At 70.4% G+C, this 22,140-nt stretch carries 20 protein-coding genes and 1 tRNA gene; 10 read left to right on the forward strand and 11 right to left on the reverse strand.

The genetic code is table 11. The annotated features are described in order from the left end of the window. Position 1 precedes the first annotated feature (1 nt). The 7 genes from ACWDSJ_RS26715 to ACWDSJ_RS26745 all read right to left on the reverse strand — a co-directional run bounded on the left by ACWDSJ_RS26715 (position 2) and on the right by ACWDSJ_RS26745 (position 6,575). Entirely contained in the window at positions 2-619 is a 618-nt protein-coding gene (locus tag ACWDSJ_RS26715; protein ID WP_450035112.1) for a GTP-binding protein, read from the reverse strand. Beyond that, on the reverse strand, positions 600-1,001 hold the full coding sequence (locus ACWDSJ_RS26720) for a DUF742 domain-containing protein (protein ID WP_387369066.1): 402 nt from the start codon (positions 999-1,001) through the stop codon (positions 600-602). The genes ACWDSJ_RS26715 and ACWDSJ_RS26720 overlap by 20 nt, the downstream gene beginning before the upstream one ends. Beyond that, positions 998-1,426, reverse strand: a complete 429-nt coding sequence (locus ACWDSJ_RS26725; protein WP_387369064.1) for a roadblock/LC7 domain-containing protein — start codon at positions 1,424-1,426, stop codon at positions 998-1,000. The genes ACWDSJ_RS26720 and ACWDSJ_RS26725 overlap by 4 nt, the downstream gene beginning before the upstream one ends. Beyond that, a complete protein-coding gene (locus ACWDSJ_RS26730) occupies positions 1,423-3,948 on the reverse strand; it encodes a sensor histidine kinase (RefSeq protein ID WP_450035091.1) in 2,526 nt (841 codons plus the stop codon). Before ACWDSJ_RS26730 ends, ACWDSJ_RS26725 begins: the two co-directional genes overlap by 4 nt. Before the next feature lie 95 nt (positions 3,949-4,043). Continuing rightward, positions 4,044-5,024 carry an ABC transporter ATP-binding protein gene (locus ACWDSJ_RS26735; protein ID WP_387369060.1) on the reverse strand — a complete coding sequence of 327 codons (981 nt, stop codon included), beginning with the start codon at positions 5,022-5,024 and terminating at the stop codon, positions 4,044-4,046. Continuing rightward, positions 5,021-5,854, reverse strand: coding sequence for an ABC transporter permease (locus tag ACWDSJ_RS26740; protein WP_450035092.1), 834 nt, complete (start codon positions 5,852-5,854; stop codon positions 5,021-5,023). Before ACWDSJ_RS26740 ends, ACWDSJ_RS26735 begins: the two co-directional genes overlap by 4 nt. Position 5,855: 1 nt before the next feature. After that, positions 5,856-6,575 (reverse strand): ABC transporter permease, encoded by a 720-nt coding sequence (locus ACWDSJ_RS26745; protein WP_450035094.1) that lies wholly within the window; start codon positions 6,573-6,575, stop codon positions 5,856-5,858. 274 nt (positions 6,576-6,849) lie between these two features. On the opposite strand from ACWDSJ_RS26745, the gene ectB reads away from it, so the two are divergent. From ectB to ACWDSJ_RS26780, 7 genes are all read left to right on the forward strand, one after another. Beyond that, a complete protein-coding gene (ectB, locus tag ACWDSJ_RS26750) occupies positions 6,850-8,097 on the forward strand; it encodes a diaminobutyrate--2-oxoglutarate transaminase (protein WP_450035095.1) in 1,248 nt (415 codons plus the stop codon). A gap of 181 nt (positions 8,098-8,278) precedes the next feature. After that, positions 8,279-9,397, forward strand: a complete 1,119-nt coding sequence (locus ACWDSJ_RS26755; RefSeq protein ID WP_450035096.1) for a sugar ABC transporter substrate-binding protein — start codon at positions 8,279-8,281, stop codon at positions 9,395-9,397. Then, the gene (locus tag ACWDSJ_RS26760; protein WP_387369050.1) at positions 9,397-10,170 is read left to right on the forward strand and encodes an ATP-binding cassette domain-containing protein; all 774 of its coding nucleotides are present in this window, start codon (positions 9,397-9,399) and stop codon (positions 10,168-10,170) included. The genes ACWDSJ_RS26755 and ACWDSJ_RS26760 overlap by 1 nt, the downstream gene beginning before the upstream one ends. Positions 10,171-10,186: 16 nt before the next feature. Then, positions 10,187-11,593 carry a sugar ABC transporter permease gene (locus ACWDSJ_RS26765; RefSeq protein WP_450035098.1) on the forward strand — a complete coding sequence of 469 codons (1,407 nt, stop codon included), beginning with the start codon at positions 10,187-10,189 and terminating at the stop codon, positions 11,591-11,593. After that, entirely contained in the window at positions 11,594-12,751 is a 1,158-nt protein-coding gene (locus ACWDSJ_RS26770; RefSeq protein WP_450035099.1) for an ROK family protein, read from the forward strand. It abuts the gene before it with no gap. A gap of 71 nt (positions 12,752-12,822) precedes the next feature. After that, a complete protein-coding gene (locus ACWDSJ_RS26775; RefSeq protein ID WP_450035101.1) occupies positions 12,823-13,143 on the forward strand; it encodes a hypothetical protein in 321 nt (106 codons plus the stop codon). A 51-nt stretch (positions 13,144-13,194) separates the two neighbouring features. Next, the gene (locus ACWDSJ_RS26780; protein ID WP_450035102.1) at positions 13,195-13,959 is read left to right on the forward strand and encodes an IclR family transcriptional regulator; all 765 of its coding nucleotides are present in this window, start codon (positions 13,195-13,197) and stop codon (positions 13,957-13,959) included. Here ACWDSJ_RS26780 and ACWDSJ_RS26785 read toward each other — a convergent pair whose 3' ends face one another. The 3 genes from ACWDSJ_RS26785 to ACWDSJ_RS26795 all read right to left on the reverse strand — a co-directional run bounded on the left by ACWDSJ_RS26785 (position 13,960) and on the right by ACWDSJ_RS26795 (position 16,394). Then, a complete protein-coding gene (locus tag ACWDSJ_RS26785) occupies positions 13,960-14,610 on the reverse strand; it encodes a Uma2 family endonuclease (RefSeq protein WP_450035103.1) in 651 nt (216 codons plus the stop codon). A 50-nt stretch (positions 14,611-14,660) separates the two neighbouring features. Further along, a complete protein-coding gene (locus tag ACWDSJ_RS26790; RefSeq protein ID WP_450035105.1) occupies positions 14,661-15,314 on the reverse strand; it encodes a hypothetical protein in 654 nt (217 codons plus the stop codon). A gap of 87 nt (positions 15,315-15,401) precedes the next feature. Next, positions 15,402-16,394, reverse strand: coding sequence for an NAD(P)/FAD-dependent oxidoreductase (locus tag ACWDSJ_RS26795; protein ID WP_450035114.1), 993 nt, complete (start codon positions 16,392-16,394; stop codon positions 15,402-15,404). 147 nt (positions 16,395-16,541) lie between these two features. Between ACWDSJ_RS26795 and ACWDSJ_RS26800 the strand changes: the two genes are divergently transcribed. Both ACWDSJ_RS26800 and ACWDSJ_RS26805 read left to right on the forward strand, forming a co-directional pair. Then, positions 16,542-17,168 carry a helix-turn-helix domain-containing protein gene (locus ACWDSJ_RS26800; protein ID WP_387369038.1) on the forward strand — a complete coding sequence of 209 codons (627 nt, stop codon included), beginning with the start codon at positions 16,542-16,544 and terminating at the stop codon, positions 17,166-17,168. A gap of 16 nt (positions 17,169-17,184) precedes the next feature. Next, positions 17,185-19,431 carry a glycosyltransferase family 39 protein gene (locus ACWDSJ_RS26805; protein ID WP_450035106.1) on the forward strand — a complete coding sequence of 749 codons (2,247 nt, stop codon included), beginning with the start codon at positions 17,185-17,187 and terminating at the stop codon, positions 19,429-19,431. 3 nt (positions 19,432-19,434) lie between these two features. Here ACWDSJ_RS26805 and ACWDSJ_RS26810 read toward each other — a convergent pair. Next, positions 19,435-19,507, reverse strand: a tRNA-Gly gene (locus tag ACWDSJ_RS26810). Between the two features lie 188 nt (positions 19,508-19,695). Between ACWDSJ_RS26810 and ACWDSJ_RS26815 the strand changes: the two genes are divergently transcribed. Continuing rightward, positions 19,696-22,041: a glycosyltransferase family 39 protein gene (locus tag ACWDSJ_RS26815; protein ID WP_450035107.1), complete on the forward strand. Its 2,346-nt coding sequence runs from the start codon at positions 19,696-19,698 to the stop codon at positions 22,039-22,041. Positions 22,042-22,140: the final 99 nt, after the last annotated feature.

Below are 22,140 nucleotides of genomic sequence, written 5' to 3' on the forward strand. Positions count from 1 at the left end.
CTCAGCTGGCGACCAGGCGTTCGGGTCCGGTCAGCCGATGCAGCAGGACCTGTTCGAGCAGGGCCACCAGGACCTGTTTCACCGATTGCCGGTCGCGCGCATCGCATTCCAGCAGGGTGATGTTCTCGTCGAGGTCGAGCGCCTCGCGGACCTCGGTCAGATCGAAGGCGGGCTCGCCCGCGAAGCGGTTGACCGCGGCCACGAACGGGGTGTTGCGCTGTTCGAAGTAGTCCAGCACCGGATAGCAGTCCTCGATGCGGGAGGTGTCGATCATGACCACCCCGCCGAGGGCGCCGTCGAGCAGATCGTCCCAGAGGAATTCGAAGCGCTCCTGGCCGGGCGTGCCGAACAGGTAGAGCACGAGCGTGCGGTCGAGGGTGATGCGGCCGAAGTCCAGGGCCACCGTGGTGGTGGTCTTGTCCGCGCGCCGGCCCGGATCGTCGACGCCGACCGAGACCTCGGTCATGGCGGCCTCGGTGGCCAGCGGCTCGATCTCGGAGATCGCGCCGATGAACGTCGTCTTGCCGACGCCGAACCCGCCGCTGATCACGACCTTGACCGAGGACGCCGTCGGCTGCGGCGGCGGGGTGTCCTGATGCTCAGAGTGCCCGTACAAGATCCCTGATCCTCTCGATGGCGGCGGTGGACAGTTCTTCGGCCGCGCGCACCGAGACGTGCCCGGCGGTGACCAGATCGCTCACGACGACCCGCGCGACCCCGATCGGAACACGCAGTGCCGCGGCGATTTCCGCGATGGAGTGCGGTTGCTGGCACAGCCGCACGGCGGCGTGCTGTTCGAAGCGCAGCGGCGCCGACAGCGCGGCCGGGGTGGCCTGCACCAGGGTCTCGATCCGCAACCCGTCGATCAACGGGGTGGTGCGGCCGCCGGTCATGAGGAACGGGCGCACCACCGGTTCCTGGGCCGCCGTGACCTCGCCCGAGACAGCCGCCGGAATCGCGTACGGATCCGACCAGGAGGCGGGGCGCTGGCGATCGTTCATCTGCGCAACGACTCTCGCAGCTCGGTGATCAGCGCGGGGGTGAGCAGCGCGCCCGCCCGGTCGGACAGCACCGCCATCTGATAGCCGACGAGGCCGATGTCGGCGTCGCTGTCGGCGATCACGCCGATGCAGCTGCCGTCGGCGATGGCCGAGACCAGCAGGAAGCCGCGCCGCATCTCGATCATGATCAACTTCAGGCCGTCGAAATCGTAACTGCGCGAGGCGCTTCGGGACAGGCTGACCAGCCCCGACACCATGGCGGCGAGCCGGTCGGCGCCCGCCCGGTCCAGCCCCTCGGACATGGCCATCAGCAGGCCGTCCGACGAGACCGCCACGGCGTCGCGCACCCCGTCGGTGCCGCGCACGAAATCGGCCAGCAGCCAGTTGAAGGTGTGCGGACCGCTCTCGGGCAGATGGGTGGTCACCTGGTCTCCTCCTGTGTGATCGATGCCGAGAAGTGTTGCCGCTCGGCCTGTTCGCCGCGCTGGTGACCGGCTCGGAACGATGCGAGCATGCCGCGGACCTCCTCGGGTGAGCGTTCGGCGGCGGGTGCCGCCGGATGCGTGGGGGTGGGTGCGGTGTAAGCCCCCGTGTCGCGAGTCTTGCGGGTCCGTTTGACCAAACCGTTTCGGGTGCGTTCAGGTTCGGCTACGGCCGCCCGCCGCGGCGCCGGCTCGACGTCGACGGCCCGTTGCCGTTGCGCCACCGCGGCATTGAGCGAATCCTTCATCGGTCCCGCGGGCAGGGTGGGGAACGGGTCCGCCGGGACGCCGGGGTACTCGCGCGGAGGAGCGTGGTGCCGCCCGGTGGTCTCGCGCACGGTCGGGGTGGTGGGCTCGAAATCGGACTCGTCGACGGCGGGGGCGACGGGCACCGCGGGCGCCGCGGGGGCCTCCGGGGCCAGCAGCGCGGCGGTACCGGCCGCGGTCGGGCGCAGCATGGCGGTGGCGGTCGGATCGATATCCGGTTCGAGTGCGGCCGAGGGCAATTGGGCCTGCCGCCGCGTTTCCAATCGCGGCGTCGGGTCGGCGATGAGGTCGCCCGGCAGCTGCATGCGCGCGACCACACCGCTCACCGGCGACACCGTCAGTTCGATCTCGATGCCGAGCCGCTTGGCCAGCCGCCCGACCACGTAGTGGCCCAGGAAGCGGGTCGGGGCGACCAGGAAGTCGGCCTCGCCGCGCAGCCGGGCGTTGGCCTCGGCCAGCTGCTCGGGCGGCATGCCGACGCCGTGGTCGACCACGGCGAGCATGTAGTTCACCCCGGTGCGGCGGCCGTAGATCTCGACCTCGAGATCCGGTGGGGAGAAGGCCAATCCGTTCTCGATGAGCTCGGCCAGCAGATGCGACAGCTCGCTGACCACCGCGCCGGTGATCGGCACGTCGTCGACGCGGCGCAGCACCACCCGGCGGTAGTCGTCGACCTCGGCGAGCGCGGCGCGCAGCACATCGGTCAGCGGGATCGGCTCCGACCAGCGCCGCGGGCTGGCCTCGCCGACGAGCACCAGCAGACTCTCGGCGTTGCGGCGCATGCGGGTGGCGAGGTGGTCGAGTTCGAACATGTTCGACAGCGCGTCGGGATCGAGTTCCTCGCGCTCGAACTCGCTGATCAGGCTGAGCTGGCGGCGGACCAGATTCTGATTGCGCCGCCCCAGATTCGCCAGCGATTCGGTCGTGTTGCGCCGCAGCAGCGCCTGTTCGGCGGCCAGTTCGTGGGCCGCGCGCTGGACGCGGTCGAAAGCCTGTGCCACCGAGGCGATCTCGGCGCTCGCGCCGCGCGGGGTGCGGACCGGTTCGGGCGCCTCGGGGGCGGTGTCGGCGGCGGCGTGCCAGGCGGCGATCACATTCGGCAGGCGGCGCGAGGCCACGTCGTCGGCCTCGGCGGCCAGCGCCGCGAGCGGTCGCACGATCGTGCGCATGCTCGCCACCACGAGCGCCACCAGCACCAGCACGGCCAGCAGTGCGAAACCGAGATAGATCGCGAGCGTGGTGGCGGCCTCCGACCGCAGCGTGTCGGCCCGTGCCTCGATATCGGCGCCGACGCCGCGCTGCACCTCGCGCTGCGCGTCGATCACCGTGGACATCTGCGCCCACCACTGCGTCGCGTCGACCGGGCGGGCGAGCGGTCCGCGCTCGGAGGCGAGGGCGACGGCCTCCGCGTCCGCGGCCCGGGTCGCCTCGTCCGAACGCAGCGTGGTCTCGAACGCGGCACGCTGGGCGGGGGTGGCGTCGCGCTGGAAGTCCGCCTGCGCGGCCTGTTTCGCGGCCAGGATCCGCAGCAGTTGCAGGTACTCGCCGGCGCCGAAGCTCTGGGCGGCGAAGACGCCGTTGAGGAAGCCGCGCTCCTGGGCGGTGAACTCCTTGGTGTCGCCGAGCGCGTGCAGCGCCTCGAGCCCGCGCCACACCTGATCGTCCTGGGCGTGGACCAGGCCCGGCCGCGCCTGGTTCAGCGCCTCGATCGCGGCGCTGTAGAACTGGAACGCCGTCGCCCGATCGATCCGGCGGGCGTTGACATCGGAGCGCGTGCTGCTCAGCGAGCCCAGCCGGTCCAGCGCGGAGCGGATCGTCCCGGCGTCGGAACCGTTGCCGGACAAGGCATCCTGCAACGAGATCAGTGCCCGATCGGTGGCCGAGCGCTGCCGGTCCAGGGTCGGGCGCAGCGCCCCGTCGCCGCCGAGCAGCCCGTTGGTGAGGCCGCGCTCGCGCTGGATCTCGTGCACCGCGTCCTGCACCGACAGCGCCAGCGTCACCGCGCGCGTGGTGTCGCCGGTGGCGCGGTACCCGCCCACCTCGTCGACGATCACCACGCCGAGCAGCACCAGCACCAGCGCGACCGACACCAGGAGGACCCGGGTCAACTGGCCGCGAATGGTGCGGGGACGCACCAGACGGGCCGCGGTGAATCGGTCGCCGCCGCGCGACGACTGGCGCGCTCCCCGGAATTGCACGTTTTCTCCCTCATTCGGATTCCCCCGGTGGCCGCGTCACCCCGGAGAATCAGATGAAAACGTGGCACACTACCGCGCGGTACGCAAGCGGACGCTCAGGGGCAATCGCGTATCCGCGATTCGTAGATGCGCCGCACCACGTGTTCGATGTCGGGTTCCTCGATCGACAGGTCGCGCACCTCCACCCGCGCCGACACGGCGGTGAGAAGCGCGGCCGCCGTGGTCTTCTCGGGATCGAAGGCCAGCCGCTGCCGGATGCCGTTGCCCTCGCTGGCCAGCAGGTCGGCGCCGGGCAGTTCCACCAGATCCGGTGCGGGCGAGGCGAGTTCGACCACCAGGACGCGCCGCGCGCCGACCGTCGCGGCGAGTCCGGTCAGCGAGCCGTCGTAGGCGAGGCGGCCGTGGTCGACCACCAGCACGCGTTCGCACAATCGCTCGATATCGCCCATGTCGTGGGTGGTGAGCAGTAAGGTGGTGCCGCGTTGGATACGTTCGTAGCTCAGGAATTCGCGGAGGCGCTGTTTCGACAGCACGTCCAGTCCGATGGTGGGTTCGTCCAGGATCAGCAGTTCGGGCGAATGCAGCAGTGCCGCGGCGATTTCCCCGCGCATGCGCTGGCCCAGCGACAGCTGCCGGACCGGGACGTCGAGGGTGTCGACCATCTCCAGCTGCTCGACCAGTTCGTGGGTGCGTTTGCGGGCGTGATCGGGGTCGAGCCGGTGGATGGCGGCGAGGATGGTGAACGATTCGCGCAGCGGCAGATCCCACCACAGCTGCGAGCGCTGACCGAAGACGACCCCGATCCGGCCGGCCAGTTCGCGCCGCTGGCGCACCGGTTCCAGCCCGCAGGTGCGGACCGTGCCCGAGGTCGGCACCAGAATGCCGGTGAGCATTTTGATGGTGGTGGATTTGCCCGCCCCGTTGGCGCCGATATAGCCCACGGCCGCACCGGATTCGATCGTGAAACTCATCCGGTCCACGGCGGTGAGCAATTCGCGGCGGCGTCGTAAGCGGCGATCGTCCTTGCGGCGCAACACGAATTCCCGGGTCAGGTCACTGATCTCGATCGCGTTCATCCGCCGCCTCCCTGATAATGCCGGATACCCATCCGCCAGCAAGTCAACGCGAGCGCCCAGATCCACAGGGCCGCAACGGGTGTCGCCCAGGCCAGGGAGGTCGGCAGCCAGGCCGGGCCGGGCAGCCCCAGCAGTGCGATGGTGGGCAGGTAGGCGACGAAGGCCACCGGCACCGCGAAGCCGAACACCAGCGTGAGCGGATGGCCGAACACGGAGGTGGGCTGCTGGGCGGCGAAGGATCCGCCGTAGGTGAAGCTGTTGGTCAGCTCGGCGCCGTCGATGAGGAAGAACTGGAGTCCGGCCGCGCAGACGAACAGCCCGGCGAAGATGGCGATGCCGCTGACCAGCGACAGCACCAGCAGCGCGAATGTGGCCGGGGTCCAGACGATCTCGTTGGTGGTCAGGCCGACCGCGAGCACCGCGGCCGCGACGCCCGCGCGGGCGAGCCGCCGCAACGAGATGTCGCTGGTCACCAATTGCAGCAACAGCGGTTGCGGGCGCAGATGGAAGGCGTCGAGGGTGCCGGTGCGGATGTAGGCGGGCAGGGTGTCGGTGTGGCCCACCGCGATCTGCGCCACGGCGAAGGCGAGGTTGGACAGTCCGAACAGCAGCAGCATCGCGTCCATGTCGAGTCCCCCGAGCACCCGCACGTTGTGGTAGATCACCCACACCTCGGCGAATTCCACCACGCCCACCAGCAGGGAGGACAACATGTCGGCGGCGAACGACAGCGGATAGGCCTGTTGGGAGCGCATCCGCGAGCCGAGCACCGCGGCGTACGGGGAGAACCAGTGTCCGTGCGTCGCAGCGGTTTCGGCCGGCACGATCACCTCAGCCACCCTGCACCTCCAGTTTGCGCTGCCCCGCGCGCAGCAGCAAGCGGCCGAGGAGCAGCGCCACGGCGACCCAGACCAGTTGCACCGCGATGATCTTCGCGGCGTCCATCCCCGTCGCGCGGCCCGACAGCACATCGATCGGACCCTGCAACAGCGACGGGAACGGCGTCAGCACGGCCGCGGTGTAGAGCCAGCCGGGGAACAGGTGCACCGGGACGAACAGCCCGGCCAGGAAGGTCGCCACGATCTGATAGAGCAGCCGCAGCCCGCGCGTCTCGACCAGCCAGAACCCCACCAGCGCCACCGAGAACAGCAGCAGCGCCGAGATCGTCACCGCCAGCAGCACACTCACCGCGCCGAGCGCGTAGGGCGCCGAACCGTGCGGCAGCGCGAGTTGCAGGGTGAGCATCCCGGCCGCCACGCTGGGCGCGCCGCGCAGCAGCAGCGTGCACGCGGCCCGGCCGAGATCGGTTGCCAGACAGGACATCTGGATGTCCAACGGGCGCAGGAAGTCGACCGCGATATCGCCGTTGCGGATGCGCTCGACGATGTCGGGCGGCGGACCCATGAGCGCGAGCGCGCCCAGCAACCCTTGCGACAGCCACACATACGCCCCGATCTCGTCGGCGCCGTAACCACCGAAACCCGCGCCGGTCCGCACCGCCGCCAACAACACCGAGGCCCGGACCAGCCCGAACACCACGTTGGTGAACATGCCGGCGAACATCGCCGCGCGATAATGCCACTGTCTGCGGAACCCTGCTGCAGCCAGTCGTATATACACCCCGGGGTCCGCGCGCACAATCAGTTCACGGTACGGGCACCGGGTTGCGTTCACAACCAGATCGGCGACTCACAGGGGTTCCGATGCGGATACCGGTCGGTTGCCGAATCGGCACGAGCGTGCGGTTTTTCCGCCGAATCGATGCGGGGCCGCGCATCGAAATGTTAGAAACAGTGACGTTTCAAAACAACCCGGAGGACCGCCCATGACCACGGTTTTCGAGGCGCTCGAGTCCAATGTGCGCGGATACTGCCGGTATTGGCCGACGGTCTTCACCACCGCCCGCGGCGCGTGGCTGCGCGACGAAGCGGGCCGGGACTATCTCGACTTCTTCGCGGGCGCGGGCGCGCTCAACTACGGCCACAACAATCCCGTGCTCAAGGCCGCGTTGCTGCATTATCTGGCCGAGGACGGCGTCACCCACGCGCTGGACATGTCCACCACGGCCAAGCGGGAACTGCTCGAGACCCTGCGCGACGTGGTCCTGGTCCCGCGCGGGCTGGACTACAAGGTGCAGTTCCCGGGCCCGACCGGAACGAACGCGGTCGAGGCCGCGCTCAAACTGGCGCGCAAGGTGACCGGCCGGATTCCGATCGTCCACTTCACCAACGCCTTTCACGGCATGACCCTCGGCGCGCTCGCGGTGACCGGCAACGCGGCCAAGCGGGCGGGCGCGGGAGTGCCGCTGCCGCACGGGTATCCGCTGCCCTACGACGGCTGTCTCGGCGGCGTCGACGACCTGCTCTGGCTCGAGCGCGCGGTCGACGACGTGTCATCGGGGCTGGACAGGCCCGCGGCCGTGATCGTGGAGACCGTGCAGGGCGAAGGGGGTGTGAACCTGGCGCGGCCGTCGTGGTTGCGGCGGCTGGCCGAAATATGCCGCGCCCGAGGCATTCTGCTCATCGTGGACGACGTGCAGATGGGGTGTGGGCGGACCGGTCCGTTCTTCTCCTTCGAGAGCGCGGGCATCACGCCGGACATCGTCACGCTGTCGAAGTCCATCGGCGGCTACGGCCTGCCGATGGCGCTGGTGCTCATGCGGCCCGACCTCGACCAGTGGGCCCCGGGCGAACACAACGGCACCTTCCGCGGCAACAACGCCGCGTTCGTCACCGCGCGGGTCGCGCTGCGGCGCTACTGGTCCGACGACGGGCTGGCCACCGGCACCGCCGCCAAGGGCGAGCGGGTCCGGCGCGCGCTGACCGAACTCGCGCGGCGTTTCGACGGATTGTCCACGCGCGGACGCGGTCTGGTGCACGGGCTGGTCTTCGACGACGCCTCGCGCGCGGGCAAGGTCTCGCGCGCCGCGTTCGAGGCCGGGCTGCTGGTGGAGACCTCCGGTGCGCGCGACGAGGTGGTGAAACTGCTGCCCCCGCTGACCGTCGGCGAGGACGAACTCGACCACGGGCTGGGGTTGCTCGCGGGTGCGGTCGAGGTCGTCTGCGCGGGGTGATCCCGAAGGGGTTCGGCGCGGGGCGGTTTCGTGTCACCATGACCAGGAGTGAGCCGCGCCACACCGTTGCGCAATCGTGACCCTCGGCACGGTCGGCGTGCCATATGTTGTTGCCTACAACATATGGCCGTGCGCGCCGGGTCCGGCGCGGACCCGGCCGCCCGCTCGAAAGGTTCACCTGATGAGGACGAAAACGTTCGGGGCCATCGCCGTCACCCTGGCCGCCCTGTTGCCGCTCACCGCCTGCGGTTCCAACTCCTCGCGCACCGACAACACCGCCACCGGTTCCGGCGGGGGAGGTGGGGCCAACGGCACCGTCGGGGTGATCCTCCCGGAGACGGCGACCTCGGCCCGCTGGGAGGGTTTCGACCGGCCCATGCTCCAGAAGGCGCTCACCGCACAGGGATTCGACGCCGATATCGAGAACGCCCAGGGCGATGTGCAGAAGTTCAGCACGCTGGCCGACGGCATGATCGCCAAGGGCGTCAAGGTCCTGGTCATCGCCGCCATCAACAGCGAGGTCGGCACCGCGGTCGCGGCCAAGGCGAAGAAGGCGGGCATCCCGACCATCGACTACGACCGGCTGAACCTCGGCGGCTCCTCCGACTACTACGTCTCCTTCGACAATGTGCGGGTCGGGCAGTTGCAGGGGCAGGGCCTGGCCGACGCGCTCAAGGACAAGGCGGGCGGTCAGGTGATCGAGATCGAGGGCGCCCCGACCGACAACAACGCCACCCTGTTCGCCCAGGGTCAGCGCAAAGTCCTTCAGCCGCTCTATGATTCGGGCGCGCTGAAGCTGGTGCACAGCCAGCCCATCGACGGCTGGGACAACCAGAAGGGCGGCCAGGTCTTCGAGCAGTTGCTCACCGGCAACGGCGGCAAGATCGATGGCGTGGTCGCGGCCAACGACGGCCTCGCGGGCGCGATCATCACCGTGCTGAAGAAGAACGGCCTCAACGGCAAGGTGCCCGTCACCGGACAGGACGCCACCGTCGAGGGGCTCAAGGCGGTGCTGCGCGGCGATCAGTACATGACGGTGTTCAAGCCGATCAAGGACGAGGCCGAGGCCGCGGCGAAACTGGTCGCCGCGCTGGCCAAGGGCGACAAGGCCACCGACGGCCTGGCCACCGCGTCGAGCACCGACCCCAAGGGCAACCGCACCGTGAAATCGGTGCTGCTGGACCCGCATTCGATCACCCGCACCGAGGTCAAGCAGGTCGTCGATCTGGGTTATGTGAAGGCGAGCGAGCTGTGCGGCGGTGACGTGGCGCCGCTGTGCGCCCAGCAGGGCATCGCCTGATGTCCGAGCCGCTGCTCCAGATCACCGGGCTCAACAAGAGTTTCGGCGCGGTGCACGTACTGCACGACGTCGACTTCACCGCACCCGCGGGCGAGGTGACCGCGCTCGTCGGCGACAACGGCGCGGGCAAGTCGACCCTGGTGAAATGCGTCGCCGGTATCCATCCCGCCGACTCCGGAACCGTGCGGTTCCGCGGCGAGGAGGTGCACGTGCGGGGGCCCAAGGACGCGGCGGCGCTGGGGATCGAGGTGGTCTACCAGGATCTCGCGCTGGCCGACAACCTCGACATCGTGCAGAACATGTTCCTCGGCCGCGAACGGGGCAAGCCCTGGTTCCTGGACGAGGCGAGCATGGAGGAGGCCGCGCGGCGCACGCTGGCCTCGCTCTCGGTGCGCACGGTCAAATCCGTGCGCACCCCGGTCGCCTCGCTCTCGGGCGGGCAACGCCAGACCGTCGCCATCGCGAAAGCCGTGCTGTGGAACAGCAATCTGGTGTTGCTGGACGAACCCACGGCCGCGCTCGGCGTCGCCCAGACCCGGCAGGTGCTGGACCTGGTCCGGCGGCTGGCCGAACGCGGGCTCGGGGTCGTGCTCATCAGCCACAACCTCGCCGACGTGTTCGAGGTGGCCGACCGCATCGCGGTGCTGTACCTGGGCCGGATGGCCGCGCAGGTACGCACGGCCGATGTCACGCAGAACCAGGTCGTGGAACTGATCACCGCGGGCCGCTCCGGCGATCTCGGGCTGGCACGGCCCGAGGCCGCGGTGCTCTAGCAGGAAAGACGATGTGATGACGCAAGTTTCGACCGAGACGGCCGTCGCCGATTTCGGCATCGACACCACCACCGTGTCCACGACCGAGGCCGTGCGCGCCTATCTCGCCCGCGTGAGGGGCGGCGAGATCGGTTCCCTGCCCGCGCTGCTGGGCCTGGTGGTGCTGGTCGTGCTGTTCTCCGTGCTGTCGGATGTGTTCTTCTCGCTCAACAACATCGCCAACCTGCTGGCGCAGGGCGCGGGGCAGACGATCATCGCGATGGGCATCGTGTACGTGTTGCTGCTGGGCGAGATCGATCTGTCCGCGGGCACCGCCTCCGGGGTCGCGGGGGCGGTGCTGGCCATGCACTACGTCGAGGACGGAAACCTGTTGTCCGGCATGGGCAATACGGTGTTCATCGTGTTCAACGGATTGCTGCTGCTGGCCGCGGTGCTGGCCGGACTGCTGCGGATCTGGCCCGGGGTGGCGACGGCGTTGCTGGGCGTGGCGATCACCATGGTCGGCTTCCACGCCAACCCGTGGATCGAGATGCTGCTGGCGGTGTGCGTGGGCACGGCCATCGGGTGCATCACCGGATTCCTCATCGCGCGCATCGGGATGCCGTCGTTCGTGGTCACGCTCGCGCTGTTCCTCACCTGGCAGGGCGCGATCCTGCAACTGATCGGCGAGGGCGGGGTACTGGGCATCAGCTCCTCGCCGGTGCTCAACGAGGTGGCCAACGGCAATCTGTCGGTGGCGTGGAGCTGGGTGCTGTTCGTGGTCGGGGCGGGCGGGTACGCCGGGGTCACGCTGTTCGGTCACTTCCGCAGGCAGGCCAAGGGATTGGTGTCCGCGCCCACGCCGCTGGTGCTGGGCAAGGTGACGGCGGTGACCGTGCTGGCGGCGGTCGCGACCGCGTTGTTGTCGGTGAACCGCTCGCCGAACGCGCTCGAGATCTCCGGGGTGCCGTACGTGGTGCCGATCGTGTTGGCGCTGTTGGTGATCGGGACCTTCGTCCTCAATCGGACAGCCTATGGGCGGCACCTCTACGCCATCGGTGGTAACGCCGAGGCCGCCCGGCGCGCTGGAATCAATGTGACCCAATTGCGGGCGAGCGTGTTCGTCATCTCCTCGGGCTGTGCGGCGGTCGGCGCGATCGTCTACTCGTCCAAGGTCGGCTCGGTGGATCCGCAGGCGGGCGGGCTGAACACGCTGCTGTTCGCGGTGGGCGCGGCGGTGATCGGCGGGACGTCGCTGTTCGGCGGCAAGGGCCGGGTCGCCGACGCGGTGATCGGCGGCGCGGTGCTGGCGGTGGTGTCCAACGGGCTGGGTCTGCTGCGGCAACCGGCCGCGGTCGTCTCCATCGTCACCGGCCTGGTGCTGTTGCTGGCCTCGACCGTCGACGCGCTGTCGCGGCGGCGGGCCCGGGCGACCGGACGGTAGATGACCGTCGCCCGACCCGACGAGGTGCGCCGATTCAATCGCGCCTCGCTGCTGCGTCGGCTGCACGTGGGCGGTCCGGCCACCCGCGCGGCGCTGGCCAGCGAGCTCGGCCTCAACCGCTCGACCATCAAGATGCTGGTCGACGGTCTGGCCGGGGACGGGGTGGTGGAGGAGCGGGTCCCGCGCCTGGCCAAGGGCGCGGGCCGGCCCTCGCTGCTGGTGCTGCCGCAGCCGCAGGCGGCGGTGGTGCTGGCGGTCGACGTGCAGGTCGAGCACGCGGGCATCGCTCTGGTCGGGTTGGGCGGTCAGATCCTGGGCCGCAACAGTTGGAATGTGCGCGGGCGCGGGCGCGAACCGGACGAATTGGCTTGTCACGTGGCCGAATCCGCGGCGCTGCTGGCGGCCGATCTCGGCCTGCGCCCGATCGCGGCGGGGGTGTCGGTGCCGGGCGTGGTGCGGCGCGCGGACGGATTGGTGCACACCGCGGCGAATCTCGGCTGGACGCGGGTGCCGTTCGGGGAGCGGATGGGGACGCTGCTGGGCGTGCCCGTGGTGATCGGCAACGACGCCGAACTGGGCGCGCTCGCCGAGAACGTGCGCGGGGTCGGGCGCGGCGCGTCGGACGCGGTGTTCGTCTCCGCCGACGTCGGGGTGGGCGGCGGCATCATCGCCCAGGGCGCGCCCATGCGCGGATCGGCCGGATATCTCGGCGAGATCGGTCACATGACCGTGCGGCGGGGCGGGCGGCGGTGCCACTGCGGGAACGAGGGGTGCTGGGAGACCGAGGTGGGGGAGGCGGCGCTGCGCCGCGCGCTCGGCCTGCCCGAGAACTGCGCGCGCGGCGCGATCGTCGCGGAAATGCGTGAGCTGCACCGGGATTCGGATCCGGTGGCGCGGCTGGGGGAGTACGTCGACTGGCTGACCCTCGGCGTGGTCAACGTGGTCAACATTCTCGGGGCCGAACTGGTGGTGCTCGGGGATCTGTTCGTCTGGCTGCCCGACGCGGTGGTGGAGCATGTGCGCGGCGAGGTGTCGCGCCGCAGCCTGGTGGGCCGCGCGTTGGGCGGGGTGCGGATCGAACGGTCCTCGCTCGGAGCGGATCTCAAACTGCTGGGCGCGGCGGAGGCGGCGTTCGAGGACGTGCTCGCGACCCTGTGAGACGCCGATTCGGCGACGCACGAGTGCGAACGCTCTACCCTGGAGGCACTCACGTCGGATCGGGGGCAGCGATGACCTTCTTGCGCGGGGTCTGCGAGCACACCGAGGGCAGGCACCTCACGGTGCACGCGGTGAACCGGGACGCCGGGCTGAAACGCGTGTTCGAGGGCCGATTCGTCGGGGAGATACCGCCGTTCACCGTGCTCGGGGCGCACATCGACGCGGACGATCCCGACGAGTTGCGCGGCGCGCGCCGATTCACCGGCACCGTCGGCCCGACCCGGCTGGCCCTCGTCTTCGACAACGCGACACAGGTCAGCGGCACCCTGGTGCCCGCGCTCGAGCGGGAGTGGGCGGTCGCGGGCGAAGGGTATTGGCGCGCGGTGTTCTGACGCGGGTCGGCGATCATAATGAGCACATCGACCCACGACGGAAGGATCGCCGTGACCGAATCACGTCCGCGGGCAGGTGTGGTGCAGTCGGTCGATCGCGCCTTCGATCTTCTGGAACGGGTCGCCGACGCCGGGGGTGACGCCACGCTGTCGCAGCTGGCCGAGGCGTCGGGGTTGCCGCAGCCCACCATTCACCGGCTGCTGCGCACGCTCATCTCCGGCGGCTACGTCCGCCAGCAGCCCTCCCGGCGATACGCGTTGGGCCCCAGGCTGATTCGCCTCGGCGAGAGCGCGAGCCGGGTGCTGGGCGCCTCGGCCCGCCCGCACCTGACCCGGCTGCGCGACCTCACCGGCGAGACCGCCAATATGGCGGTGCTCGACGGCGATCAGGTGGTCTACGTCGCCCAGGTCCCCTCGCCGCACGCCATGCGGATGTTCACCGAGGTCGGCCAGCGCGTCGACCTGCACTGCACCGCCGTCGGCAAGGCCGTCCTGGCCACCCTCACCCCCGAGGAGACCGACCGCGTCCTCACCCGAATCCCGTTGCGCCCCCACACCTCCCATACCATCACCGACCCCGCCGCCCTACGCACCGAACTCGACCACATCCGCCACCGCGGCTACGCCACCGACACCGGCGAACAGGAACCCGGCCTACACTGCTACGCCGTCGCCGTCCCCAACGCCCCCACCCGAACCGCCATCTCCATCAGCGGCCCCCAACCCCGAGTAGCGACCTTGTCCCCCACCGAAATCATCCCCCTCCTCCACGAAACAGCCACCGACATCGGCCGAGACCTGTCGGCCGCGGGGTGATCAGAGCTCGAGCTCGGACCAGGGGATCCCGATCGGGAAGGGATGCTCGAAGGCGATGCCGTCGGTCTCCGCCGCGATCCACTCACCGGCGATGACGTAATTGGCCGGGCGCAGCGGAGATACGCCGTCGGGCAATCGGCCGTGCCCCGTCTCGAGCGCGTAGGCGCGGACGATATCGGTGAGCTGATCCGTGCCGAGCAACACCTCCCAGTACCAGGGGATGCCCGCGCCCGCGTAGCGCGCCTTCTTCGACTCGATGTCGCGGGGCGTATTGGACGGAGACAGCACCTCTCCGGCCAGATACACATCGGTGGCCCGAATGTCCTGATACGGCTGGTCCAGGCAGCGGTAGACCAGGAAATCGGGGGTGACGAAGTCGGATTTGCCGGTGGCGCCGAAGAAGACGTTCGTCTCCGTCGACACCCGCCAGCAGCGTTCGGCGTTGTGCGCCATATCTTCTCGGGCGCAGCGGCGTAGCGCCTGCCACAGCAGATTGGTCGCGTCCTGGTGTTCGGCCGGGCCGCGCCGAACCCAGACGACGCGGCCTTCCCACAGCTCGATCTGCCCGGCGATCTCCTCGGGCAGCGCCTCGAGTTCCTCCCAGGTCATCTGCTCGGGGAGGTCCGGCCGCTCGACGTGCGGAGTCGACATGCCGCCATCCTATCCGCTGATCAGCGCGTTCCCGGGGGCGAGCGCGTCGGTCAGGGGGTGGGGCCGCCGGGCTGGGGTGGGAGTTGGCCGGTGCCGGGTTGGCCGGGGGCGCCCGGGAATTGGCCGGTGCCGCCGGATTGGTTCGGGCCCCCGGGGAATTGGCCCCGGCCTTGGCCCTGCATGCCGCGGCCTTGGGATGCGGTGCCGGTGGTGATCTCGGTGGCGGTGGCGGTGTTGTTCGATTCGGTGGCGCGGATGGTCACCGTGTCGCCGACCTTGGCGGTGGCGCCGGTGGTGTTCGAGGTGATCGCGTAGGTGTGCGAGTAGTCGTCGGCGCTCTTGGCGGTGATGGAGTCGGCGGAGACGGCGGTGACCGTGCCGGTCTGGGTGAGTTCGGTGGCGTAGCCGCCGTTGCCGTCGGAGACGACGAATTCGCCGTGCAGGGCGCCCGGCATCATCATGCCGCCGCCGCGGGCGGACTGGCCGCCGGGGCCGTTCATGCTCATGCCGGGGCCGCCGCCGGGGCCGCGGCTCTCGGTCGAATGCCCGGACGCGGCGTAGACGACGCCCGCGCCCGCCGCGGCGATGACGGCGGCGACGCCCACCGCCGCGAGGGACTTGCGAGTGGTCCAGCCCGAGGGGGCGGGTTGTGGTGCGCCCCAAGGCTGTTCGGTCTCCGGCGGCTGCTGGACGGGGGTCGTCATCGTGCGTGCTCCTCGATGGTCGGGACCGGCTTGCCGGTCGGTCGTCCCACGGTCGGTCACGAAAATGGGCCCCCGCTGTGCCGAGGATCAGGGTTGGCTGTGCGAATGGGCCGAAACTGGGATTTCGCCGAGAGCCCGGTCCGCCACGGCCGCCGCCACCTCCTCGGCCACCAGGTCGGCATTGATCTGCGCCCCCGCCATCGCGCCCGCCGCCGCGGCCGCGCCGACCTGGGCCGACAGATCCGATACGTTCCCGGCCGCCCACACGCCCGGCACCTCGGTGCGCCCGGTCGCGTCGGCGGGAATGTATTCGCCCATCCCACTGGGATGTTCGCTCGGCCGCAGACCCAGCTCGGCCAGGAATCCGGCGCGGGCGATCATGCGCGTCCCGACCGCCAGCGCCGCGCGCTCGACGACCGTGCCGTCGCTCAACCGCACCCCGGTCAGCCGATCGCCGGTGACGACCAGTTCCGTCACGATCCCCTCGACCACCCGGATCCCGCGCGCGGCGAACTGCTCGGCCTGCTCCGCGGTCGGCGGCGCGGTGTGGGCGAAGTACACCACGTCATCGCTCAACTGCCGGAACAACTGCGTGACATGCGCCGACATCGGCCCGCTGCCGAGCACGCCGATCGCCCGATCACGCACCTCCCAGCCGTGGCAGTACGGGCAGTGCAGCACATCGCGTCCCCACCGCTCCCGCAGCCCCGCCACCTCGGGCAACTCGTCGACCAACCCGCTCGCGACGAGCAGCCGCCGCGCCCGCACCGAGCGTCCGTCGGCCAGCCCCACGACGAAACCCGCCTCCGCGCGCCGCGCCGAGATCACCTCGCCCTCGACCACGCGCCCGCCGTACGACGCGACCTCCGCCCGTCCCCGCGCGAGCAGTTCACCCGGCGGCACCCCCTCCCGGGCGAACAGGCCGTGCACCCCGTCGGCCGGGGCGTTGCGCGGCGCGCCGCCATCGACCACCAGCACCGAACGCCGCGACCGCGCCAGCATGAGCGCCCCGTTCAATCCGGCCGCGCCGCCGCCGATCACCACCGCGTCGTAGTCGTCGTTCCACTCCTCGGTCACCATGACCACCTCCTTCGCTACGACGGTGCCGTGCCCGAGGTCGTAGTCGTCGTTCCGCTTCTCGGTCACCATGACACCTCCTTCGTTACGACAGTGCCGCTCCAGAGGTCGTATCGGCAAGGAGATTTGCCGAAGTGGCAAACTGTCGGCATGGACGAGATCGATCGGGCGCTCGACGCGGTCGGCCCCCGGCTGCGCGAACTGCGCCGCAAACGCCGCACCACCCTGGCCGAATTGTCAACGGCCACCGGCATTTCCGTGAGCACGCTGTCCCGTCTCGAATCGGGCAGCCGCCGCCCCACCCTCGAACAGCTGCTGCCGCTGGCCCGCGCGCACGGCGTCACCCTCGACGAACTGGTCGACGCCCCACAGACCGGCGACCCGCGCGTGCACCTTCGTCCGGTCACCCATCACGGCATGACGATGGTGCCGCTGACCAAACGGGCGGGCGGCATCCAGGCGTACAAGATCGTTTTCGAGGCGCACAGCCCGCGCCGCGACCCCAGCCCGCAGACCCACGAGGGCTACGAATGGCTGTACGTCCTCAACGGCCGCCTGCGCGTGGTGCTCGGCGACCACGATCTGGTGCTGCTGCCCGGCGAGGCGGCCGAATTCGACACCCGCGTGCCGCACTGGTTCGGCGCCGCCGACGACGAACCGGCCGAGATCCTCAGCCTGTTCGGCAAACAGGGCGAACGCGCGCACCTGCGGGCCGCGCCCAAGGACCGCGCTCCCAGCAAACGCACAGCCGGACCACAGGACGCTTCCACGCGGTGACGGCACGCTCGATCGGGTGACCTCCACCCTGTCCGAACCGACCGTTGTGCCCGCCCCCGCCCCGGCCCGGCGCGATCTCCGCCCCTGGTCGCTGGCCGCGTTGCTGATCGCGACCGCGGCGCTGTACCTGTGGGATCTGGGTTCGAGCGGCTGGGCCAATCAGTTCTACGCGGCCGCCGTGCAGGCCGGATCCACCAGCTGGAAGGCGATGCTGTTCGGTTCCAGCGACGCGGCCAACGCGATCACCGTCGACAAGACGCCGGGCGCGCTGTGGGTGATGGACCTCTCGGCGCGGCTGTTCGGCCTCAACTCGTGGAGCCTGTTGGTGCCGCAGGCGCTGGAGGGTGTCGCGTCGGTGGCGGTGCTGTACGCGACGGTGCGGCGGGTCGCCGGGCACGGCGCGGGCCTGCTCGCCGGTGCGGTGCTGGCCGCGACCCCGGTGGCGGCGTTGATGTTCCGCTACGACAATCCCGACGCGCTGCTGGTGCTGTTGCTGACGGTGGCGGCCTACTGCGTGCTGCGCGCCGTCGAAACCGATTCCGCCGCATGGTGGTTGCCGCTCGCCGGAGTGGCCGTCGGCTTCGGTTTCCTGGCCAAGATGATGCAGGCGTTCCTGGTGCTGCCCGCCTTCGCGGTGGTGTACCTGCTCGCGGCGCGGGCGCCGTGGCGCACCCGGCTGCTGCGATCGGCGGGCGCGGTGCTGGCCGTGATCGTCTCGGCGGGTTGGTATCTCGCGCTGGTGGCGCTGTGGCCCGCGGACTCCCGGCCCTACATCGGCGGTTCGCAGCACGACAGCGTGCTCGAATTGGCCTTGGGCTACAACGGTTTGGGCCGCATCACCGGCGACGAGACCGGCGGCCTCGGCAACACCAATTTCGACGTCGGCTGGGCGCGCCTGTTCGGCGACCAGATGGGCGGCCAAATCGCCTGGCTGCTCCCCGCCGCGATCATCCTGGGCCTGGCCGCACTCTGGGTCCTGCGCCGCGCCCCCCGCACCGACACGACCCGCGCCGCCCTGCTCCTCTGGCTCGGCTGGCTCGCCGTCACCGGCGCGGTCTTCAGCTTCGCCAGCGGCATCCTGCACCCGTACTACACGGTCGCCCTGGCCCCCGCGATCGGCGCCCTGGTCGGCATCGGGGCGGCCTTGATGTGGCAGCGCCGCAACGACATTCGGGCGACCACGGTCCTGTCCGGTTCGCTCGCGATCACGGCGCTCCTGGCCTGGATCCTGTTGCGCCGAACCCCGCAGTGGCAGCCCTGGCTGGCCCCCACGGTCCTGGCCGGGGGAGTGGTCGCCGCCGCCCTGCTGCTGCTCATCGCCCGCGTCCCGCGCCGGATCGCCTTGGTGGTGGCCGGGCTCGCCGTGGTCACTGGATTGGCGGCTCCGACGGCGTATTCCCTTGCGACCGTTGCCACCTCACACGGTGGAGCGATTCCGAGCGCGGGGCCCGCGGGGGCCGGGTTCGGGCATATGCGCCCGGGTGGAACGCCTGGGCGAGGCTGGAACATGGGCGGTGCTTTCGGTGCGAATGGGCAGGGAGGTGTTCCGGGAACTGCTGGGGGGCAGGGGAATACGGGCAGTGCGGCCGGTGGTCAGGGTGGCGTGAGCGGTACCCAAAGCGGTATAGCCGGTGGTCAGGGGAGCGCGGCCGGTGCTCAAAGCGGTTCGGTCGATGGTCAGGGTGGCGTGAGCGGTGCTCAAGGCGGTGCGCCCGGTGGCCAGGGCGGCACGGCCGGTGCTCAAGGTGGTGCGGCCGGTGCCCAGGGCGGTTCGAGCGGTGCCCAAGCCGGTATATCCGGTGGTCAGAGTGGTGCGGCCGGTGCTCAAGGCGGTGCGGCCGGTGCCCAAGGTGGCGCGGCGGGTGCCCAAGGCGGCATGGGTGGGCCACCCATGGGTGGGTTGTTCGGGGCGTCCGAGCCGAGTGCGAATGTCGTTGCGGCATTGGAGGACAACGCGGACGCGTATACCTGGGTGGCGGCGACCACCGGGTCGAACAATGCGGCCACCTATCAGCTGGCGACGCGCAGCCCGGTCATGGCGATCGGCGGGTACAACGGGACCGATCCCGCGCCGACGCTGGCGGAGTTCGAAAGCCTTGTGGCGCAACACAAGATCCACTACTACATCGACGGACAGGTGATGGGCGGCATGCGCGGCTCCTCGAGCGGCGGCAGCCAGGAGGCGGCGAAGATCTCGGCGTGGGTGCGGGCGAACTACACCGCGCGGACGATCGACGGCGTGACCGTCTACGACCTGAGTTGACGGAGCGGATGACGGGATTCGAACCCGCGACCCTCACCTTGGCAAGGTGATGCGCTACCAACTGCGCTACATCCGCGTGCCGCGCTCCGGCGGCGAGTCAAAACCATAGCCCATCGCGCCCGACAACCACCAATCGCCTGGTGGTCGGGCGCGATCGGCGTTTCCGGCCGAATCCGCCCCCGCCCTCACAGCAATCGCACAGCGTACACGCAACGGCGGCCCAGTGCGCCGTTCGAACATGGTGGAGACGAGAGGAACACGGATATGACCACCATCGAAGCGCCCGCCCCGCGGGCCACCAGTTCACCCCCCGCCCCGCCCGCGCGGCAGCGTCCCCGCTGGCACGGCATCGTGTTCGGCGACCCCGATCAACCGCGCTGGGCCCGCCCCGGCCTGTGGGGCCTGCTGCTGGCGTCCGCCGTCGCCTACCTGTGGGGCCTGAGCCGAAACGGTTGGGCCAACGACTATTACGCGGCCGCCGTCCAGGCCGGGACGCAGAGCTGGAAGGCGCTGCTGTTCGGTTCGCTGGACGCCGGGAACGCGATCACGGTCGACAAGCCGCCCGCCGCGCTGTGGATCATGGGCCTGTCGGGACGGCTGTTCGGCTTCGGTTCGTGGTCCATGCTGCTGCCCGAGGCGCTGATGGGGGTGGCGTCGGTCGCGCTCGTCTACGCCGCGGTACGGCGCTGGCACGGTCCCGGTGCGGGTTTGCTGGCCGGTAGCGTGCTGGCGCTGACTCCGGTGGCGGCGTTGATGTTCCGGTTCAACAATCCCGACGCGCTGCTGGTGCTGCTGCTGGTCGCGGCGGCCTACTGCACGATGCGGGCGACCGAGCGGGGCAGCGGCCGCTGGCTGGCGCTCGCCGGTGTCGCCGTCGGCTTCGGCTTCCTCACCAAGATGATGCAGGCGTTCCTGGTGCTTCCGGCGTTCGGCCTGGTGTTCCTGGTCGCCGCGCCCATCGGGTTCGGGCGGCGGATCGTCAAGCTGCTCGGCGCGGCCGTCGCGGTCGTGGTGTCGGGGGGATGGTTCGTGGCCCTGGTCTCCTTGTGGCCCAGCGATTCCCGGCCCTACATCGGCGGTTCGACCGACAACAGCCTGCTCGAGCTGGCGCTGGGTTACAACGGCCTCGGCCGCGTGCTCGGCGGTTCCGGCAATCACGGCGGTGGCGGCGGATTCAGCGGCAGCACCGGGATCACCCGCCTGTTCGGCGATTCGATGGGCACCGAGATCTCCTGGCTGCTCCCCGCCGCCCTGATCGGCCTGGTCGCCGGGCTGTGGTTCACCCGCCGCACCCCGCGCACCGGACGCACCCGCGCGAGCCTGATCCTGTGGGGCGGCTGGCTCCTGGTGACCGGCGTGGTCTTCAGCTACATGCAGGGCACCATCCACCCGTACTACACCGTCGCCCTCGCCCCCGCGGTCGCCGCGCTGATCGGCATCTCGATCACCCAATTGTGGCGCGGCCGCGCCCATCTCGTGCCCCGCGTGACCCTCGGCGCCATGCTCGCCGCCACCGGCATCTGGAACTACGTCCTGCTCGACCGCACCCCCGACTGGTACCCGCCCCTGCGCTGGATCACCCTCATCGGCTCGATCGCCCTGGCCGCGATCCTCATCGTCGGCGCCCACCACCTGGGCCGCCTCACCGCCGTCATCGCGGCCACCGCCCTCCTGTTCGGCCTGGCCGGAACCACGACCTACACCCTCGAAACCCTCGCGACCACCCACACCGGCTCCATGCCGACCTCCGGCCCGGCAACTGGCCGAGGAATGGGCGGCCCCGGTGGCTTCGGCGGAGGCGACGGCTTCACTCGCGGCGGCGCACCCGGCCAATCATCCATGGGCACAGCCCAATCCGGCTCGACTGACGGTTCGGCGACCAGCGGCCAGTCCGCTCCGGCCGATGGCTCCGCCACCGGCGGCCAGTCCGCCCCCACCGGTTCCGGCACCGGCGCGCAACCTCCCTCGGCTGCGGGTTCCGCGACCGGTGGCCAGTCGGCGTCGTCGGGAGGTTCGGCGACCGGGGACCAGACAGCTTCGCCAGGAGGATCTTCGACTGGCGGCCAGTCCGCTTCGGCGGAACGTTCTGCAACCGGCGGCCAGTCGACCTCGGCGGGAGGGTCCTCAACCAACGGCCAGTCCACGTCGGCCGGTGGTTCCGCCGCCCAGTCGGCGACCGATGGATCGGCTCAGGAGGCCACCGACGGAACCGCTTCGGGCGCAACGGCTTCCGGCGGCGGCCAGATGTCCGGCCCGGGTGGCGGCGGCGCGAGCAACAACACCGAGTTGCAGAACCTGCTGAAGAACACCCACAACCGCTGGGCGGCCGCGACGGTCAGCGCCCAATCCGCCGCGGGCCTCGAATTGTCCACCGGCACCTCGATCATGGCGATCGGCGGCTTCACCGGCAGCGACAACTCCCCGACCCTCGCCCAATTCCAGCAGTACGTCGCCAACGGTGACATCCACTACTTCATCGCGGGCAACGGCGGCGGCCCCGGCGGCAACTCGGGCACCGGCGCGGAGATCACCACCTGGGTCAAGGCCCACTTCCAAGCCGTCACCATCGGCACCACCACGGTCTACGACCTCACCCAACCCCTGGCCTGACCACCCCAGCCGCACCCTAATGAGGTGTAGCGGGTCGGTCGTCGGGCAGACTCGCTGCTGGTAGCGGCTGGTGGGTGAGCACTGTGTGCACCCGGGACC

The organism is Nocardia sp. NPDC003482 (assembly GCF_053588115.1).

What these genes read in the sequence shown, in the direction of transcription:
- ACWDSJ_RS26720 (WP_387369066.1), bottom strand. Translation starts at nt 1,001, where the DNA reads ATGAACGATCGCCAGCGCCCCGCCTCCTGGTCGGATCCGTACGCGATT.
- ACWDSJ_RS26735 (WP_387369060.1), bottom strand. Translation starts at nt 5,024, where the DNA reads ATGAACGCGATCGAGATCAGTGACCTGACCCGGGAATTCGTGTTGCGC.
- ACWDSJ_RS26745 (WP_450035094.1), bottom strand. Translation starts at nt 6,575, where the DNA reads ATGTTCACCAACGTGGTGTTCGGGCTGGTCCGGGCCTCGGTGTTGTTG.
- ectB (WP_450035095.1), top strand. Translation starts at nt 6,850, where the DNA reads ATGACCACGGTTTTCGAGGCGCTCGAGTCCAATGTGCGCGGATACTGC.
- ACWDSJ_RS26755 (WP_450035096.1), top strand. Translation starts at nt 8,279, where the DNA reads ATGAGGACGAAAACGTTCGGGGCCATCGCCGTCACCCTGGCCGCCCTG.
- ACWDSJ_RS26760 (WP_387369050.1), top strand. Translation starts at nt 9,397, where the DNA reads ATGTCCGAGCCGCTGCTCCAGATCACCGGGCTCAACAAGAGTTTCGGC.
- ACWDSJ_RS26765 (WP_450035098.1), top strand. Translation starts at nt 10,187, where the DNA reads ATGACGCAAGTTTCGACCGAGACGGCCGTCGCCGATTTCGGCATCGAC.
- ACWDSJ_RS26770 (WP_450035099.1), top strand. Translation starts at nt 11,594, where the DNA reads ATGACCGTCGCCCGACCCGACGAGGTGCGCCGATTCAATCGCGCCTCG.
- ACWDSJ_RS26775 (WP_450035101.1), top strand. Translation starts at nt 12,823, where the DNA reads ATGACCTTCTTGCGCGGGGTCTGCGAGCACACCGAGGGCAGGCACCTC.
- ACWDSJ_RS26785 (WP_450035103.1), bottom strand. Translation starts at nt 14,610, where the DNA reads ATGTCGACTCCGCACGTCGAGCGGCCGGACCTCCCCGAGCAGATGACC.
- ACWDSJ_RS26790 (WP_450035105.1), bottom strand. Translation starts at nt 15,314, where the DNA reads ATGACGACCCCCGTCCAGCAGCCGCCGGAGACCGAACAGCCTTGGGGC.
- ACWDSJ_RS26795 (WP_450035114.1), bottom strand. Translation starts at nt 16,394, where the DNA reads ATGGTGACCGAGGAGTGGAACGACGACTACGACGCGGTGGTGATCGGC.
- ACWDSJ_RS26800 (WP_387369038.1), top strand. Translation starts at nt 16,542, where the DNA reads ATGGACGAGATCGATCGGGCGCTCGACGCGGTCGGCCCCCGGCTGCGC.
- ACWDSJ_RS26815 (WP_450035107.1), top strand. Translation starts at nt 19,696, where the DNA reads ATGACCACCATCGAAGCGCCCGCCCCGCGGGCCACCAGTTCACCCCCC.